Raw genomic sequence first — 14,251 nt, forward strand, 5'->3', positions numbered from 1 at the left:
GGCCGGTCTTCGCAGACTACGCTGCAATCGCGTCCTCGTAACCGTTCGGAAGGCGCGAAAGCACCTTGTCGAACTCGATGCCGACACCGGTCTCGCTATGGCGCACAACAACGCCGGTTGCCGAGATGTCGTCACTGAAGTCAATACGTACCGGCGCGCCCAGGCCCAGATCTTTCAGGCCCAGAATTTGAACGCCCGTCCGGCTGATATCGGCCGTCGTCGACTTGCGCACGTCGCCCTTGGCGCACGTGACCACCACTTCCTGGTGGGGCATCCGCATCTCACGGCGGCGATTTTCAGCATCCGCAGACACATTGGACAGGAAGGCGTCAATTGTGTCCTGAAGCGCCGAGCTTGCTTTGGTCAGGTTACCGGACGCCGTCTTGAGATCCGTCGCTTGCTGCGAGGTTTCGGAGATATTGGAGCGCACGTTCCGTGTCGTTTGGGCCGCTTTGGTGGTGCCAATGGCGGCGACTTGTGCCGAACTGGCGATTTCGTTTGTCACCGCAGTCTGCTCCTCGACTGCGGTTGCAATGGCGCCGCTGAATTCTTCGACACGCGCTACAGCCTCCATGATGTCGCGCAGCGACTTCACCGTACCGGACGTGCGATCCTGAACCGCTTCAATCTGTGACGAGATTTCACCGGTTGCTTTCGAGGTCTGTTGCGCCAGGGATTTGACCTCGCTTGCCACGACAGCAAACCCTTTGCCGGCTTCGCCCGCCCGCGCCGCTTCAATGGTCGCATTCAGGGCCAGCAGATTGGTCTGCTCGGCGATATCATTGATCAGGCCGACCACCTGACCGATATGGTCGGCGGCGGTCTCCAGTTCCTTCACCGTTGCCTCAGCGATCTTGCCGACACGCACGGCTTCCCGGGCAACCTTGTTCGCGGTCTCTGTCTGCCGGGCGATTTCCGAAATCGAGCTGACCAGTTCCTCAACCGCAGCGGAAGCAGACGCCACAGCGCTCGAGGCTTCATCGGTCGCCACATTGGATGCGTCCGCATTGGCCGTGGCCTCTGCTGTCGCAGACCTGACTTTCAAGGACGCCGCGTCAGTCGAACGCACCTCGCCATTCATCGTTTCCATCACCAGGGATATCTGGCTGCGGAATTCCGCGATCAGCTTTTCAAGCTGGGTCTGGCGCAGACGGTCCAGATCGGCCTGCTGCTTTTGCGCGCCTTCCAGACGGCGCTGATTGATCAGCGCATCCTTGAACACAGCAACAGACTTCGCCATGTCGCCGATCTCGTCATTGCGATCCGTGTCGGGCACAACGGCCTTGAGGTCACCCTTGGCCAGGCTGATCATCGCATCGCTCAGGCGGCGAGCCGGCCGTGCAACAGACCGCGACACCGCCCACCCGACCAGCACCGAGACAATGCCGGCAAACAGCAAGGTTCCCAACGTGATCATCGAGAAAACGGCCACCTCCGCCTGGAGGGTTCCGCCGACGTTCTGATTGAGCGCTTCCTGATGGTCGATGAACCGGTTGATCGCCGCCAGCCACTCTGAAAACAGCGGGCTTGCCTCGCCCATAAGCAAGGTGCTGGCGCGCTCCACATCACCGGTGCCCCGCAGCTGGATGATCTGGGCCACCAACGGGTTGGTTCTGGCTTCGATACGATCGATATCGGCCAGGGCCGCAGCCTGCGCCGGGTCAGCGCCCAGTTCACCGATCATGCGTGACATCGCGGCGTGATTGGTCGCGTAGTCGGACGCCAGAGTTTCGATCAGGCGCACCTGCTCGGCGCGGGACCTGACGTTCTCAAGAAGGACGACATCGCGAATGGCGATGGCCCTGTCATGCACGCTGCCGCGATAATTGATGGCGTAGCGCTGGAGAACGCTGTTGACCTCGTTGATCTCGGTCAAATGCCGCTCCATCGAGCCGACACGATTGATCGAGACAGCCACAAGGCCGATCATGACAACAAGCACTGCGGCGAAGCCAGCGGCTACGCGCTGCGGAATTCCGAAACGAAACGAACTCATAAACCCACTCCTTGCAAGTTCGCTCCGCTTCTATGAATGATCGGTATATGGACTATTAATAGCTGTGTTAAATTTTTTAATGTACATGACGCAATCTATGCGAAAGCGGCCCATATAGACTATCGTTACTATTATATTTATTTAAGATCAGACTGCGCGCAGAGACAGAAAAGCGTCGGGACAACGGCAAACCAAATCGCCCCCTCAGAGCCGGCTTCCAATCCAGCCTGACAAGCGCACTCACAGAACGCCTTCCTGCTTTGAGGCGCAGCTTTCCGTACATGGCTTAACAAGGAACCAGGCCTCGATAATGGGCTTTTCAATGCCAATGTGAGGCCGGATTTGCATCCCGTACACAAAGATGTGCTCCTTATGGGGACCGACCTGATCTGCTTGGGCGAGAAAAAATCGCATTACAAATGGCTGCCATTCCCGATGGGACGCAGCCAGAAAGCTCCGGTGACCGTCTGAAGAATTTGTCTGCACCGCCGCCCCAACAAGGAACGGGAAAACCCCTAAACCCTCACCACTCCATCCAGATAGCGCTTGGCCGTCCCCGTCAGCGTGACGCGGCCATTGTCACCCAGGGTCATCTCCAGCGCGCCGGGGCGGGGGCCGATCTGGCGGGCCGTGAGGGTGGTGCGGCCCAGGCGCTGTGCCCAGTAGGGGGCGAGGGTGGCGTGGGCCGAGCCGGTGACGGGGTCTTCGTCGACGCCGCTGGCGGGGGCAAAGAAGCGTGAGACCACGTCGGCACTGGTGCCTGGCGCGGTGGCGATGACATTGAGGCCGGCGGTTTTGAGCGCGCTGATATCGGGGCGAAGGCCCGCCACGGTCGCTTCATCTGAAAAGACCAGCATCTGATAGCGCGCGCCATGGACGCGCTCGATGTCGAAGGCGGCTTGCGGCGCGCCGGCGCCCAGGGCGGCGACCGCCCCGGCCGCCGGGTCGGCGGGCTTGAAACCGATCACCGGCAAATCCATGGCGTAGCGGTCCGGGCCCGCGCGGGTGACGCTCAATATGCCGGACCGGGTTTCGAAGCGCGCGATGTCGCCCCCCACATGGCCCTCTTCAAACAGCCAGACGGCGCTGGCCATGGTGGCGTGGCCGCACAGATCCACCTCCACGCCCGGCGTGAACCAGCGCAGGCGCCAGAGGTCCGCCTCGCCGGAGGCCTCCAGAAAGGCCGTCTCGGACAGATTATTGGACGAGGCGATGCCGAGCCGGTCCGCATCGCTCAAAGGCGCGGTCAGCACCATCACGCCGGCCGGATTGCCGGTATGGGGCGCGTCGCCGTCGGGGAAGGCGTGCAGTTCTGCGTATGGCAGGGCGATCATGCGCCACCTGAGCCTGTGTCCACCCGGCCGGCGTCTGCGGGCACGGGCACGGTGATCAGGGCGGCGAGCCAGTCGGCCACTTCCTGCGGGCGGCGGTCGCGGGCGGTGCGCCATTCGGCGGCGCTGGCGCGGTTGACCACCTCACCATCCGCGGTCACCGCCACGACGGTGGGATAACCGGTCAGCCCCTCATCATAGCCGAAGCGGGCGATGGCACCGGCATTGGTCTGGCCGGTGCGTTCAGCGTCGATCTTCACCACCACGAAATGGGCATCAATGAACTCGGCCATTGCCGGAATGGTCAGCATGCCGCCGAAAATCCGGCAATCGGGGCACCAGTCGCCGCCGAAAATCGCCAGCACGCGCTTGTTCTGGCGCGCCGCGGTTTCGAACGCGGCGTCCAGCGCGGCCATGGCCGGCGGGGCGCTGGCGTAGGCATTGTCCGGGATCTCGAACGTGATCTCGTCAGAAAGGGCGGGGGTTTCGATGACGCGGTCTCCGGTATCGCCGCCGCAAGCGGCCAGGGTGAGGGTCAGGGCGAGCAAGGCGGGCACGGCAAGGCGCATGGCGCGGTCTCCGGGAAACGGCCGCAGCGCGGCCTGGTCATCCCGTTTCACCTAACTGTGCGCCGCACCATAACAAGGCGAGCCGACCTCACCCGCAATTTAGCAAAACTCAATTATCGCCCTTCCTGAAGCAACTGGACCGGGTTTGCCGGATTAGGGTTAACCCGGGCTTGTCAGCCCTCCCTCCTCTTGAGGGGAGGGTTGGGGTGGGGTATGCGGCGGTGCGGGGTGGCGTCAGGGTTCTGAAGTGGCGCGCCCCCCACCCCGGCCCTCCCCCGGTGGGGGAGGGAGAGCGGACAGTGCCGTCTTCACCCGGACCCGGTCCCAATTCGATTGCCCTGCCCTCAAGGGGAGGGAAAAAGGGCTCAACGCTCAAATGCGATAGCCCTCCCCTGTAGACCCCTATAGCGCCGCATCGCTCTGCCCCGGATCGGCCTTCAGGCGCAGGCGGGTGATCTGGTTACGCTTGCGTTCGAGGATTTCAAACTGCACGCCGTGGAAGCGGAAAACCTGACCGGTTTCGGGGATGGTCTGGGCTTCGTGGATCACCAGACCGGCGATGGTCACCGCTTCCTCATTGGGCAGATCCCAGTCCAGCGCCCGGTTCACATCGCGGATCGGGGTCGCCCCGTCGACCAGCACGAAACCGTCCGCCGTACGGGCCACGCCCGCCGGCGTGACGTCGTGCTCGTCCTGGATCTCGCCGACAATCTCTTCAAGAATATCCTCCAGCGTCACCACGCCCATCAGGGCACCATACTCGTCCACCACAAGAGCGAAATGCTCGCGCTTGGAGCGGAAGGCCGACAGCTGGTCCTGCACCGGCGTGGTCTCGGGCACGAACCAGGCCTCGCGCATGATGGCCTGGATGTCGAGGCCTTCGGGATCGCCGCCCGCCTGGCGCAGGGCGCGGGCCAGATCGCGCACATGCAGCACACCGACGATATTCTCGGTATCGCCCTGATAGAGCGGCAACCGGGTGTGCGGGCTGTGCAGCGCCATCTCCACGATGAGATTATTGGGCGCATCGAAATCGAGCATGATCAAATTCTTGCGGTGGACCATGATGTCCACGACGCTCAGATCGCCCAGATCCAGCACGCCGCCGAGCATGTCGCGGTCCGATTTCACCAGCGAGGCTTCCTGGTGGTGCAGATCGATCTGGCCGCGAATTTCCTCGCGCGCCGACAGCACGGGTCCCTCCACCCGCGCGCCCAGGAGGCGCAGCGTGGTGCGCACCACCGCCTGCACCGCCGCCACGATCGGGGCGAATACGATCACGAAGATGCGCAGCGGCAACGACACGATCAGGGCCAGCCGGTCCGGGTTGGACAGGGCGTAGGTCTTGGGCAGCACTTCGGAGAAGATCAGCACCAGCAGCGTCATCACCAGTGTCGCCACCGGCACCCCGGCGTCGCCGAACATGGCCAGGAAAACGGCCGCGGCGATGGACGAGGCCAGGATATTGACCAGGTTATTGCCCAGAAGGATCGCGCCGATCAGGCTTTCGCGGTCGGCGATGAGCCTGTTGACGCGCGCGGCGCGGTGATCCTTTTCCTTCTCCAGGGTGAGCATGCGCGCCCGCGAGGTGGCCGTCAGCGCCGTCTCCGAGCCTGAAAAGAAGGCCGAGCACGCCAGCAGGAAGAGGATGACAAGCCCCGCCCAGATCATCCAGGGTTCCAGTGCGATCGTCACCGTTCAATCTCCTCTTGAAGGAAGCGCTCCAGATCAGCCCGGTCCGCGCCGGGCCAGATATACGCATCACCCAGAGCGCGTGCGAGCACGAGCGTAATGGCGCCGCCGGTGTTTTTCTTGTCCGATCCCATGCGCGCCACCAGCCGGGCCGCAGCGAACGGCCCGCCAGGCAGCTGCGCGATGCGCGCGGGCAGGCCGGCGGCAAGGATATGGGCCTCAGCGCGATCGGCATCGGCCTGCGGGCATACGCCCAGACGCACCGAATAGCGCATTGCCAGGACCAGGCCCGCGGCCACCGCCTCGCCATGGATCAGCGCGCCCCTGGCCGCTTCCGCCTCGAAGGCGTGAGCGAAGGTGTGGCCCAGATTGAGCAAGGCGCGCGCGCCGCGCTCATGCTCGTCGCCCGCGACGATGCGCGCCTTGAAGGCGACGGCGCCAGCGATGGCCTGTGTCAGGGATTCGCCGTGCAGGGCTTTGGGGCCCAGCGCCTCCAGACGCTCGAACAGCGGCCGGTCGGCAATCATCCCGGCCTTGACGATCTCGGCATAGCCCGCGCGCCTTTCGCGCTCCGGCAGGGTCGTGAGAAAGCCGGTATCGGCAATCACCAGAGCAGGCTGATGAAAGGTGCCAGCGAGATTCTTGCCCTGGCGCGTATTGATGCCGGTCTTGCCACCCACCGAGCTATCCACCTGGGCCAGCAGGGTGGTGGGAATTTGCACGAAGGGGCAGCCGCGCTTCATGATCGAGGCGGCAAACCCGGCCAGATCGCCCACCGTGCCGCCGCCAAAGGCGATCAGCGCCTCGCCGCGCTCCATGCCCTGATCGAGCATCCAGTCGACCAGCGATTCCAGCCCGGCCCAGCTCTTGGTGCCCTCGCCGCCATCAAGGGCATGGACAACAGGCACAAGGCCGGCCCCCGCCAGGACGCCCTCCAGCCGGCCGGCATGCCCGGCCAGCGCGCTGCGGTCAGCGGCGATCAGGGCGCGTCCGCGCGGGCAAAGTTCTGCCAGCCGGGCCGCGCCCGCTTCCAGCGCGCTGTCGCCGATCAGCACGTCATAGCTGCGCGCACCCAGCGCCACGGTGACGGTGAGGCAGGTCATGAGCCCGCCGTCTCCATCCAGCCCTGCAGCGCGTCAACCACGCGCTGGGTGGTGGCATCATGGGAGCCGGATGCGCTGTCCACGATGATGTCCGCCTCGCCATAGGCCGGCGCGCGCGCTTCGATCAGGCGGGCCATCACCTCGCGCGGGTCTTCGGTTTCCAGCAGCGGCCGGGCACCGGGCCGGCGCCCGACACGCTCCATCAGGGTATCGAGATCGGCGCGCAGCCAGATTGAGACGGCTGTGGCTTTCACCACGTCGCGCACCGGTGCCTGCACGAACGCCCCGCCGCCCAGCGCCAGCACCATGGGTCTGGGCGATTCGAGGATGCGGCTGATCACCCGGCGCTCGCCATCGCGGAACGCCTCTTCGCCGAAATCGGCGAAAATCTCAGGGATGGCACGGCCTGCCGAGCGCTCGATCTCTTCATCGGCGTCCACGAAGGGGCGGTTGAGGCGCGCAGCCAGCCGGCGTCCGACCGTGGTCTTGCCCACGCCCATCAGTCCGACCAGCACGACGGGGCGCGTAAGGTCGCGCAAGGGATCGGCCTGGGTCATGGAGTGTCTATACGCCAGCGCAGGCCGGCGCCGCAATCGCTGTACCTGTCTGGAAAACGCCCCAATCTCCTGCTTTATTGAGACTTGTACGATTTCGCGATGGAGGCGGCGCGTTATGAAGGGTTTTCTGGTGGGTCTTGCGGCGGTGGTGCTGATCGCGGGGGGCGGGTTCATGGCCCTTCTGGTGATCGCTGAATCCGGCGCGCCGGAACCTGGCGAAATCCGCACCGATGTCAGCGACGCGCTGGGGCTCTGACATGAGCTTGAAGGGTGTTGCGCCTGTCCTGACCTGTGCGATGGCCCTGACGCTGGCCGCGCCTGCCGCCCTGTCCCAGCAGGACCGCCCGCCCATCGAGGTGAGCCAGCTGTCGGTGGCCGATCCGTTCGAGATCGGCGCGCCGGGCGGCACGCTGGAAGACGATGTGTGGTCATCGGGTGATGCGCGCGCGCTGCGCGCCATTCTCGACGTGCTGCCCGAAAGCGGCGGGCCGGGCTGGCGGTCGCCGGCAGCGGCGCGTCTGGCCCTGCGCGCGCTGCTGAGCGCCGGGACGCCGCCTGAAGGCGCGCGCGGTGATTCCGAGCTGGCGGCGCGGCGCGCCGGACGGGCGCTGGCAGCGGGCCGGGCCGAACCGGTTTACACCTTGCTCTCGCGCACGCCGCGCACGAACGAATCGGCGGCTTTGTCGCGCCTCTATGCCGAGACCGCCTTTGCACTGGGGCGGCGGGACGAGGCATGCCGCATCGCCGACACGCTGCAGAACGGGCGCGAGACCGCCTACTGGCTGCGCGTGCGCGCAGCGTGCCAGGCCTTCGCCGGACAGATTGCCGCAGCGGAGCTGAGCGCCGAACTCGCCCGCGGGCAGGCCGCCAACCCGGCCTTCGAGATTCTCTTCGATGCGCTGGCGCTGGGCCGCGGCCTGCCGGACAATGCGGCGCCCATGAGCGGGGTTCAGCTGGCGATCGCCGAGCATCTGGCACCCGACACCCGCATCATCCCCGGCGAGGCGGCACCGCGCTGGCTCAAGCGTGCCGCCGAACGCACGGGCGAGATCGTCGCCCTGCCTGCAGATCTGGGCGAGGCGCTGGAGGCGGCTGAAGGCATGGAGGGGCCGCTGCGCGCCGCGGCGCTGGGCGCGCTGATCCAGCAGGATATTGACCGCGAGATTGCGGCCGAGGCGCTGGCCATTGCGCTGGCTGATGCGGCGCGTGACCGGAGCTTTGTGGAGACCGCCAGCGCTTATGGCATGGAGGTCAGTGACCTGCCCATTACCGGCGACACGCTGGCCCATGGCGCGCGCTTCGTGCTGGCCGCGCTTGCTGCCGACGACATCATCGCTGCCAATGCCTGGCGTGAGGCGCTGATGAGCGGACCGCCGCGGCCCGCCCCGCTGGCGCAGGACGCCTTCCGGCTCGATTTCGACAAGCCGCCGGGCCGGGCCTTCCCGGAGGAAATCGACACCGACGCCCCGGCCCGCGCCAATCCGGAGCCGGAAATCGACTGGACCCCGCCCCCGCCGCGCGTGCTGGTGGCGGTGGATTTCGCGCGCGCTGTGGCCACGGGGCAAATCACGGGTCCGGGGTTTGATGCGCTGCTGGCAGCGCGCATGGAGACACCGAGCCCGGCGCGCCTGTGCCAGGCCGCTGCCCTGATCGCACTGGGCGCAGATGATGGCGGCACCATCCGTACCGCGATGACCGGGCTGGTGCGTGATCCTGACGCGCCGGCGCCGCTGATCGTACCGGCATTGCTGGCAGCAGTCGCGGGTGCCAAGGGCGAGACCCAGCTGCACGCGGCGCGCCTGATCGAGCAAGGCGGGCGTGATCCTGAAGCCTGCGCCGGCGCAGCGCTGGCGCTGGACCGGGCAGGCCTGCGCCTGGAGGCATTGCGCTTCGTGCTGGAACTGATCCTGGACGAGGCGGCGTGAGCGGGCGCTCGATCGCGCTGTTTCTCGACATGATGGCCGCCGAACGCGGCGCGGCACGCAACACGCTGGACGCCTATCGCCGCGATCTTGATGACGCCGCCGCACGCCTGTCCGCCCGCGGCGCGGCGCTGGAGACAGCGTCCACGCCGGATCTGGAAACCCTGCTGGCGGGCATCGCCGCGGACGGGCTGGCCCCGGCGACGGCTGCGCGGCGCCTGTCGGCCCTCAAGCGCTATTACCGTTTCCTGCTGAAAGAAGGCCTGCGCGCGGATGATCCCGCCTCGGGCCTGTCCGGTCCCAAACTGCCGCGCCCCTTGCCCAAAGTGCTCAGCGAGGCCGATGTCGAAGCGCTGTTTGACGCCGCAGAGACCCTGCCCGGCGCCAATGGCGTGCGGGCGCGGGCGTTATTGGAGCTGCTCTATGCCGGGGGCTTGCGCGTCACCGAGCTGGTGGGCCTGCCGCTGGCGGCGTTTGCCCGCGCCGAGCGCTGCGTGATCATCACCGGCAAGGGCGGGCGCGAGCGCCTGGTCCCGCTGACCGATGCGGCGCTGGAGGCGGTCGCCGCCTACAAGGGGGTGCGCGCCGAGCACCTGCCCGGCAAGGCCGCACCCACGCGGGCGAAGGCCGAGCGTCACCTTTTCCCGTCAGGCACCGGTGCGGCCGGGCATCTGACCCGCGAACGCTTCGCCCAGGTGCTCAAGGAGATCGCGCTGGGCGCCGGGCTCGATCCCGAGCGCGTCAGCCCCCACGTGCTGCGCCACGCCTTCGCCACGCACCTCTTGGCCCATGGCGCGGATTTGCGCAGCGTGCAGCTCCTGCTGGGCCACGCCGACGTGTCCACCACGCAGATTTACACCCATGTGCTGGAGGAGCGGCTGACGCGCCTCATCCACGACGCGCATCCGCTGGCGCGCAAGGCCGAGTAAGGCGCGCCCGGCCCCCTCAACGCCCGCCGCGTGCAGCGATTGCGCCTGGCGCAAGCGGGCTATAGTTTGCACGCACTTATCTGTTTCAGCGCTTTCCAGGACGGCTCATGTCTGACCCGACCCGCACCTATCTCGACTTCGAACGCCCCATCGCCGAGCTCGACGCCAAGATCGAGGAGCTGCAGGGCGTATTGTCGCGCAGCGGCGCCGATGCGCCCGACGCCGCCGAGGAAGTCGCCAAGCTGCGCCAGAAGTCGGCCGAGCAGCTGAAAACCCTGTATTCAAAGCTGGATGCGTGGCGCAAGACCCAGGTCGCACGCCATCCCGAGCGCCCGCACCTGGGCGATTATCTCGACGCGCTGGTCAGTGATTTTGAAGAGCTCAGCGGCGACCGGCGCTTTGGCGAGGACTGCGCCATTATCGGTGGTACGGGCCGCTTCAAGGGTCGTCCGGCGGTCATCATGGGTCATGAGAAGGGCCACGACACCCAGACCCGCATCAAGCATAATTTCGGCATGGCGCGGCCCGAAGGCTATCGCAAGGCGATCCGCCTGATGGATCTGGCCGAGCGCTATGGCCTGCCGGTGATCACGCTGGTGGACACGGCCGGTGCCTATCCCGGCGTGGGCGCCGAAGAGCGCGGCCAGTCCGAAGCCATCGCGCGCTCCACCGAGCGCTGCCTGACGCTGGGCACGCCGCTGGTCTCGGTCATCACGGGTGAAGGCGGATCGGGCGGCGCGGTGGCGCTGGCCTCGGCCAATACCGTAATCATGCTGGAGCATTCGATCTATTCGGTGATCTCGCCCGAAGGCTGCGCCTCGATCCTGTGGCGCGACGGCACCAAGGCGCGCGATGCCGCCATGGCAATGAAGATCACCGCCCAGGACCTGATCGAGCTGAAAATCATCGATTCCATCATCCCCGAACCGCTGGGCGGTGCCCATCGCGACCGGGCCGGGACGATTGCGCGCGTCGGCGACGCCATCGAGGCGGCGCTGTCCAATCTGGATGGCCTCGACCCGGCTGAGATTCGCAAGCGCCGCCGCGAGCGCTTCCTGGCCATTGGCCGCACGCTGGGTGAGGCGTAAAGCCTAGACCAGCCCCCTAAACCAGCCCGCCGCGCCCGGTCTTCTTCCAGTCGGCCAGAAACGCCTCCAGCCCGGCATCGGTGAGCGGGTGGCGGATCAGGGCGTCGAAGACTTTGGGCGGGATGGTCACCACATCGCAGCCGATGCGCGCGGCCGATTCCACATGGGCGGGCGAGCGCAGGCTCGCCGCCAGCACTTCGGTCTCGTAGCCGAACTGGTCATAGACCTCACGAATGCCCATCAGGAGGTCGAGCCCGTCCCCGCCCATATCCTCCACCCGGCCCACGAAGGGCGAGATATAGCTGGCGCCCGCCTTGGCCGCGAGCAGGGCCTGATTGATGGAAAAGCAGAGCGTGACATTGGTCTGCACGCCCTCGCCCGCGAAGATGTGACAGGCTTTCAGGCCGTCCACGGTGAGCGGCAGCTTGACCACCACATTGGGCGCGATGGCCGCCAGCTTGCGCCCCTCGGCCAACATGCCCTCAAAGTCGGTGGCCACCACTTCGGCGCTGACCGGCCCGTCCACCACGTCGCAGATCTCGGCGATGCGCCCGAAAATCTCCGCGCCCGAGGCCGCGATCAGGGACGGGTTGGTCGTCACCCCGTCCACCAGGCCTGAATGGGCGCGCGCGCGGATCTCGTTGGTATCGGCGGTATCGAGAAAAATCTGCATGGCGGGCTCCATCGCGCGGGGGGCGTTACGAGCCCCGTCTTATCGGGAGAGCGTGACGATTTGGCAAATGGGGGGTGGCGGCTTGATCTTGGTCCCATCGACGAGTGGGGATATAATTACATCTAATTACAAGGGAGCACATCATGGCCAAGCCGGTCCCATCCGAACCGATTACCGTGCGCACAGCCAAGGTCGCCGAGATCGATGCACTGGCCAGCGCCATGGACCGGTCGCGCAACTACATCGTCAATCAGGCCATCGACCAGTATCTGGAAGCCAATGTGTGGCAGATGGAATTGATCGCAGAGGGCATCGCCGCCGCTCGCGAAGGCAAAATTATTCCCGCTGAAGAGGCGTTCGCCCGGATCGAAGCCAAGCATGGTTGGTCCGATTGAAGCGGCTGGTTTTCGCTGAGCCGGCTGCGCGCGATCTTGAAGGGATCGTAGACTATATCGCCCTGGACAATCCCGCCGCCGCCGAACGCGTCTTCCGGGAGGTTGTGCGCACCGCGCAAAGCCTGACCGAATTTCCAGCCCTTGGCCGCCCAGGACGTTGTCCCGGCACGCGCGAGCTCAGCATCGCGGATCTGCCCTATCTCATAGTCTACGAGGCCGGCCCCGACACGGTCACCATCCTTGCCGTATTCCACACCGCACGCGATCTGGTGCGGGCGTTGGCCGGGCGAATGCAGGGGCGCTGACCGATGCACCCAACAGCCCCCTACCCCGCAAACGCCTTTTCCACCACGTAGTGGGCGGGGCGTGAATTGGCACCTTCTTCCAGGCCCGCCGCTTCGCACAGGGTCTTGAGGTCGGCGAGCATCTCCATGGAACCGCAGATCATCACCCGGTCGCGGGCCGGATCGAAGGGGGCGACGCCCAGATCCCGGAACAGCTCGCCGGTTTCGATGAGGGTGGTGATGCGGCCCATGCGGGCGGTGGGCTCGCGCGTGGTGGTGGGGTAGTGGACCAGCTGGGCGGTGGCCATTTCGCCCACCAGCGGATCGGCCTTGGCCGCGGCGACCAGTTCCACGCCATAGGTGAGCTCGGCCGCCTCGCGGCAGGTATGGGTGAGGATCACCTTGGAGAAGCGCTCATAGGTCTCCGGATCGCGCACGACCGCGGCGAAGGGCGCAATGCCGGTGCCGGTGGAGAGGAGATAGAGGTGCTCGCCCGGCAGAAGCGCATCATGCACCAGCGTGCCGACCGATTTGGTGCCCAGGAGGATCGTGTCGCCGGGCTCGATATGCTGCAGATGCTCGGTGAGCGGGCCGCCGGGCACCTTGATGGAGAAAAACTCCAGCTCCTCGTCCCAGGACGGGCTGGCGATGGAATAGGCGCGCAGGAGCGGCTTGCCGTCGATCATCAGCCCCAGCATCACGAACTCGCCCGAGCGGAAACGGAAGCTGGGGGGACGGGTGACGCGGAAGGCGAAGAGGCGGTCGGTATAATGGCGCACCGACAACACCGTCTGTTCCGTCACCGCCGCCATCGCCCATCCTTCCGGTCTTGTCTGGGAAGTTCCCCGCTATGGGTGGTTTTACGGCGCGCGCCGCGCTGTTGCCAACCGCCTCACTGTGTCGCAGGGGGTCATCCGCCCGCTTTCAGCGCGCCATGCTCGGTGATGATCCAGTCCAGGCGCATGTCGTGGGCGGCGCTGGGTACGCGGGTGAGGCGCTGGGCGGCGTAGGCGAGGCCCACCACCTGCACGTCTCCGGCAGCGCGCAGGGCGGCGATGGTGCGGTCGTAAAACCCGCCGCCATAGCCCAGGCGCCGGCCCAGATGATCAAAGGCCAGCAGGGGCACGAGCACGAGGGCGGGGGTGAGAATTGTCGCGCGTGGGCCCGGCGCAGGGATGGCGTGGGCGCCCGGCTCCAGCGCATCGCCCGGTGCCCAGGCGCGGAACACCAGCGGCGCGTCCGGTGCGGTGACGCAGGGCAGCGCCAGACGCGCCTGCTCGCACCAGAACGTCTCCATGAGGGGGGCGGGATCGATCTCGCCGCGCACGGCGTGATAGCCGGCCACCACGCTGTGCAGTTTCGGCCAGAGACAATCGGGGAAGTGATGCGCCAGGCGGCGGCCCGCCTCGGGATCGCTGGCGTGAGCAGCAGCCCGGCGTTTGAGCGCGGCGGCGCGCGCGCGCTGCTTGCGCCAGTGCATCAGCATGGCCGGCTCCATGCGGTACAAGCGATATAAGTGGCGGTGCCGGTTTCGCCGCTGACCGTTTTCCGTCCCTGATGACCTGATAAATCAGGTGGGCGCCGCGTGACACGGACCACGGTCCGCGCCAGAGGTAGCTCCCTCACAGAGAGGTAAGGTCCTCGGGATGTTAAGGCCTGGCGCACGAACGAGCGACCGCCACTCATGAAGATGGGCCTGAACCGGTCGCGGC

The 14,251-nt window shown here is 66.3% G+C and carries 15 protein-coding genes and 1 other RNA gene; 6 read left to right on the forward strand and 10 right to left on the reverse strand.

Annotated features, from left to right (window positions below; all coding sequences use genetic code 11):
* Positions 1 to 16 precede the first annotated feature (16 nt).
* The 6 genes from L2D00_08265 to L2D00_08290 form a co-directional block, all read right to left on the reverse strand.
* The gene (locus L2D00_08265) at positions 17 to 1,996 is read right to left on the reverse strand and encodes a methyl-accepting chemotaxis protein (GenBank protein ID WBQ11843.1); all 1,980 of its coding nucleotides are present in this window, start codon (positions 1,994 to 1,996) and stop codon (positions 17 to 19) included.
* Positions 1,997 to 2,511: 515 nt separating this feature from the next.
* Positions 2,512 to 3,330 carry a PhzF family phenazine biosynthesis protein gene (locus L2D00_08270; protein WBQ11844.1) on the reverse strand — a complete coding sequence of 273 codons (819 nt, stop codon included), beginning with the start codon at positions 3,328 to 3,330 and terminating at the stop codon, positions 2,512 to 2,514.
* Positions 3,327 to 3,896 carry a thioredoxin family protein gene (locus L2D00_08275; protein WBQ11845.1) on the reverse strand — a complete coding sequence of 190 codons (570 nt, stop codon included), beginning with the start codon at positions 3,894 to 3,896 and terminating at the stop codon, positions 3,327 to 3,329. The genes L2D00_08270 and L2D00_08275 overlap by 4 nt, the downstream gene beginning before the upstream one ends.
* A gap of 402 nt (positions 3,897 to 4,298) precedes the next feature.
* Positions 4,299 to 5,591 carry an HlyC/CorC family transporter gene (locus L2D00_08280; protein ID WBQ11846.1) on the reverse strand — a complete coding sequence of 431 codons (1,293 nt, stop codon included), beginning with the start codon at positions 5,589 to 5,591 and terminating at the stop codon, positions 4,299 to 4,301.
* Entirely contained in the window at positions 5,588 to 6,691 is a 1,104-nt protein-coding gene (gene aroB / locus L2D00_08285) for a 3-dehydroquinate synthase (GenBank protein ID WBQ11847.1), read from the reverse strand. The genes L2D00_08280 and aroB overlap by 4 nt, the downstream gene beginning before the upstream one ends.
* A complete protein-coding gene (locus L2D00_08290; GenBank protein ID WBQ11848.1) occupies positions 6,688 to 7,248 on the reverse strand; it encodes a shikimate kinase in 561 nt (186 codons plus the stop codon). The genes aroB and L2D00_08290 overlap by 4 nt, the downstream gene beginning before the upstream one ends.
* 115 nt (positions 7,249 to 7,363) lie before the next feature.
* On the opposite strand from L2D00_08290, the gene L2D00_08295 reads away from it, so the two are divergent.
* From L2D00_08295 to L2D00_08310, 4 genes are all read left to right on the forward strand, one after another.
* Positions 7,364 to 7,504: a hypothetical protein gene (locus L2D00_08295; GenBank protein ID WBQ11849.1), complete on the forward strand. Its 141-nt coding sequence runs from the start codon at positions 7,364 to 7,366 to the stop codon at positions 7,502 to 7,504.
* Position 7,505: 1 nt separating this feature from the next.
* Positions 7,506 to 9,173: a hypothetical protein gene (locus L2D00_08300; GenBank protein WBQ11850.1), complete on the forward strand. Its 1,668-nt coding sequence runs from the start codon at positions 7,506 to 7,508 to the stop codon at positions 9,171 to 9,173.
* Positions 9,170 to 10,099, forward strand: coding sequence for a site-specific tyrosine recombinase XerD (locus tag L2D00_08305; GenBank protein WBQ11851.1), 930 nt, complete (start codon positions 9,170 to 9,172; stop codon positions 10,097 to 10,099). Before L2D00_08300 ends, L2D00_08305 begins: the two co-directional genes overlap by 4 nt.
* Before the next feature lie 107 nt (positions 10,100 to 10,206).
* Positions 10,207 to 11,187, forward strand: coding sequence for an acetyl-CoA carboxylase carboxyltransferase subunit alpha (locus L2D00_08310; GenBank protein WBQ11852.1), 981 nt, complete (start codon positions 10,207 to 10,209; stop codon positions 11,185 to 11,187).
* 16 nt (positions 11,188 to 11,203) lie between these two features.
* On the opposite strand, the gene fsa is transcribed toward L2D00_08310, so the two are convergent.
* Positions 11,204 to 11,860, reverse strand: coding sequence for a fructose-6-phosphate aldolase (gene fsa, locus L2D00_08315; protein WBQ11853.1), 657 nt, complete (start codon positions 11,858 to 11,860; stop codon positions 11,204 to 11,206).
* A 143-nt stretch (positions 11,861 to 12,003) separates the two neighbouring features.
* On the opposite strand from fsa, the gene L2D00_08320 reads away from it, so the two are divergent.
* The gene (locus L2D00_08320; protein ID WBQ11854.1) at positions 12,004 to 12,255 is read left to right on the forward strand and encodes a ribbon-helix-helix protein, CopG family; all 252 of its coding nucleotides are present in this window, start codon (positions 12,004 to 12,006) and stop codon (positions 12,253 to 12,255) included.
* On the forward strand, positions 12,252 to 12,560 hold the full coding sequence (locus L2D00_08325) for a type II toxin-antitoxin system RelE/ParE family toxin (protein WBQ11855.1): 309 nt from the start codon (positions 12,252 to 12,254) through the stop codon (positions 12,558 to 12,560). Before L2D00_08320 ends, L2D00_08325 begins: the two co-directional genes overlap by 4 nt.
* 20 nt (positions 12,561 to 12,580) lie before the next feature.
* Here the strand turns inward: L2D00_08325 and L2D00_08330 are convergent, their stop codons facing one another.
* From L2D00_08330 to ssrS, 3 genes are all read right to left on the reverse strand, one after another.
* A complete protein-coding gene (locus L2D00_08330; protein ID WBQ11856.1) occupies positions 12,581 to 13,351 on the reverse strand; it encodes a ferredoxin--NADP reductase in 771 nt (256 codons plus the stop codon).
* A 98-nt stretch (positions 13,352 to 13,449) separates the two neighbouring features.
* Positions 13,450 to 14,025, reverse strand: a complete 576-nt coding sequence (locus L2D00_08335) for a 5-formyltetrahydrofolate cyclo-ligase (GenBank protein WBQ11857.1) — start codon at positions 14,023 to 14,025, stop codon at positions 13,450 to 13,452.
* 32 nt (positions 14,026 to 14,057) lie between these two features.
* Positions 14,058 to 14,217: non-coding RNA, 6S RNA (gene ssrS / locus L2D00_08340), on the reverse strand.
* Positions 14,218 to 14,251 lie beyond the last annotated feature (34 nt).

The organism is Hyphomonadaceae bacterium BL14 (genome assembly GCA_027627705.1).
In the GTDB taxonomy this organism is placed as follows: domain Bacteria; phylum Pseudomonadota; class Alphaproteobacteria; order Caulobacterales; family Maricaulaceae; genus Oceanicaulis.

What these genes read in the sequence shown, in the direction of transcription:
- L2D00_08335 (WBQ11857.1), bottom strand. Translation starts at nt 14,025, where the DNA reads ATGCTGATGCACTGGCGCAAGCAGCGCGCGCGCGCCGCCGCGCTCAAA.
- fsa (WBQ11853.1), bottom strand. Translation starts at nt 11,860, where the DNA reads ATGCAGATTTTTCTCGATACCGCCGATACCAACGAGATCCGCGCGCGC.
- L2D00_08270 (WBQ11844.1), bottom strand. Translation starts at nt 3,330, where the DNA reads ATGATCGCCCTGCCATACGCAGAACTGCACGCCTTCCCCGACGGCGAC.
- L2D00_08275 (WBQ11845.1), bottom strand. Translation starts at nt 3,896, where the DNA reads ATGCGCCTTGCCGTGCCCGCCTTGCTCGCCCTGACCCTCACCCTGGCC.
- L2D00_08330 (WBQ11856.1), bottom strand. Translation starts at nt 13,351, where the DNA reads ATGGCGGCGGTGACGGAACAGACGGTGTTGTCGGTGCGCCATTATACC.
- aroB (WBQ11847.1), bottom strand. Translation starts at nt 6,691, where the DNA reads ATGACCTGCCTCACCGTCACCGTGGCGCTGGGTGCGCGCAGCTATGAC.
- L2D00_08300 (WBQ11850.1), top strand. Translation starts at nt 7,506, where the DNA reads ATGAGCTTGAAGGGTGTTGCGCCTGTCCTGACCTGTGCGATGGCCCTG.
- L2D00_08290 (WBQ11848.1), bottom strand. Translation starts at nt 7,248, where the DNA reads ATGACCCAGGCCGATCCCTTGCGCGACCTTACGCGCCCCGTCGTGCTG.
- L2D00_08320 (WBQ11854.1), top strand. Translation starts at nt 12,004, where the DNA reads ATGGCCAAGCCGGTCCCATCCGAACCGATTACCGTGCGCACAGCCAAG.
- L2D00_08265 (WBQ11843.1), bottom strand. Translation starts at nt 1,996, where the DNA reads ATGAGTTCGTTTCGTTTCGGAATTCCGCAGCGCGTAGCCGCTGGCTTC.
- L2D00_08310 (WBQ11852.1), top strand. Translation starts at nt 10,207, where the DNA reads ATGTCTGACCCGACCCGCACCTATCTCGACTTCGAACGCCCCATCGCC.
- L2D00_08295 (WBQ11849.1), top strand. Translation starts at nt 7,364, where the DNA reads ATGAAGGGTTTTCTGGTGGGTCTTGCGGCGGTGGTGCTGATCGCGGGG.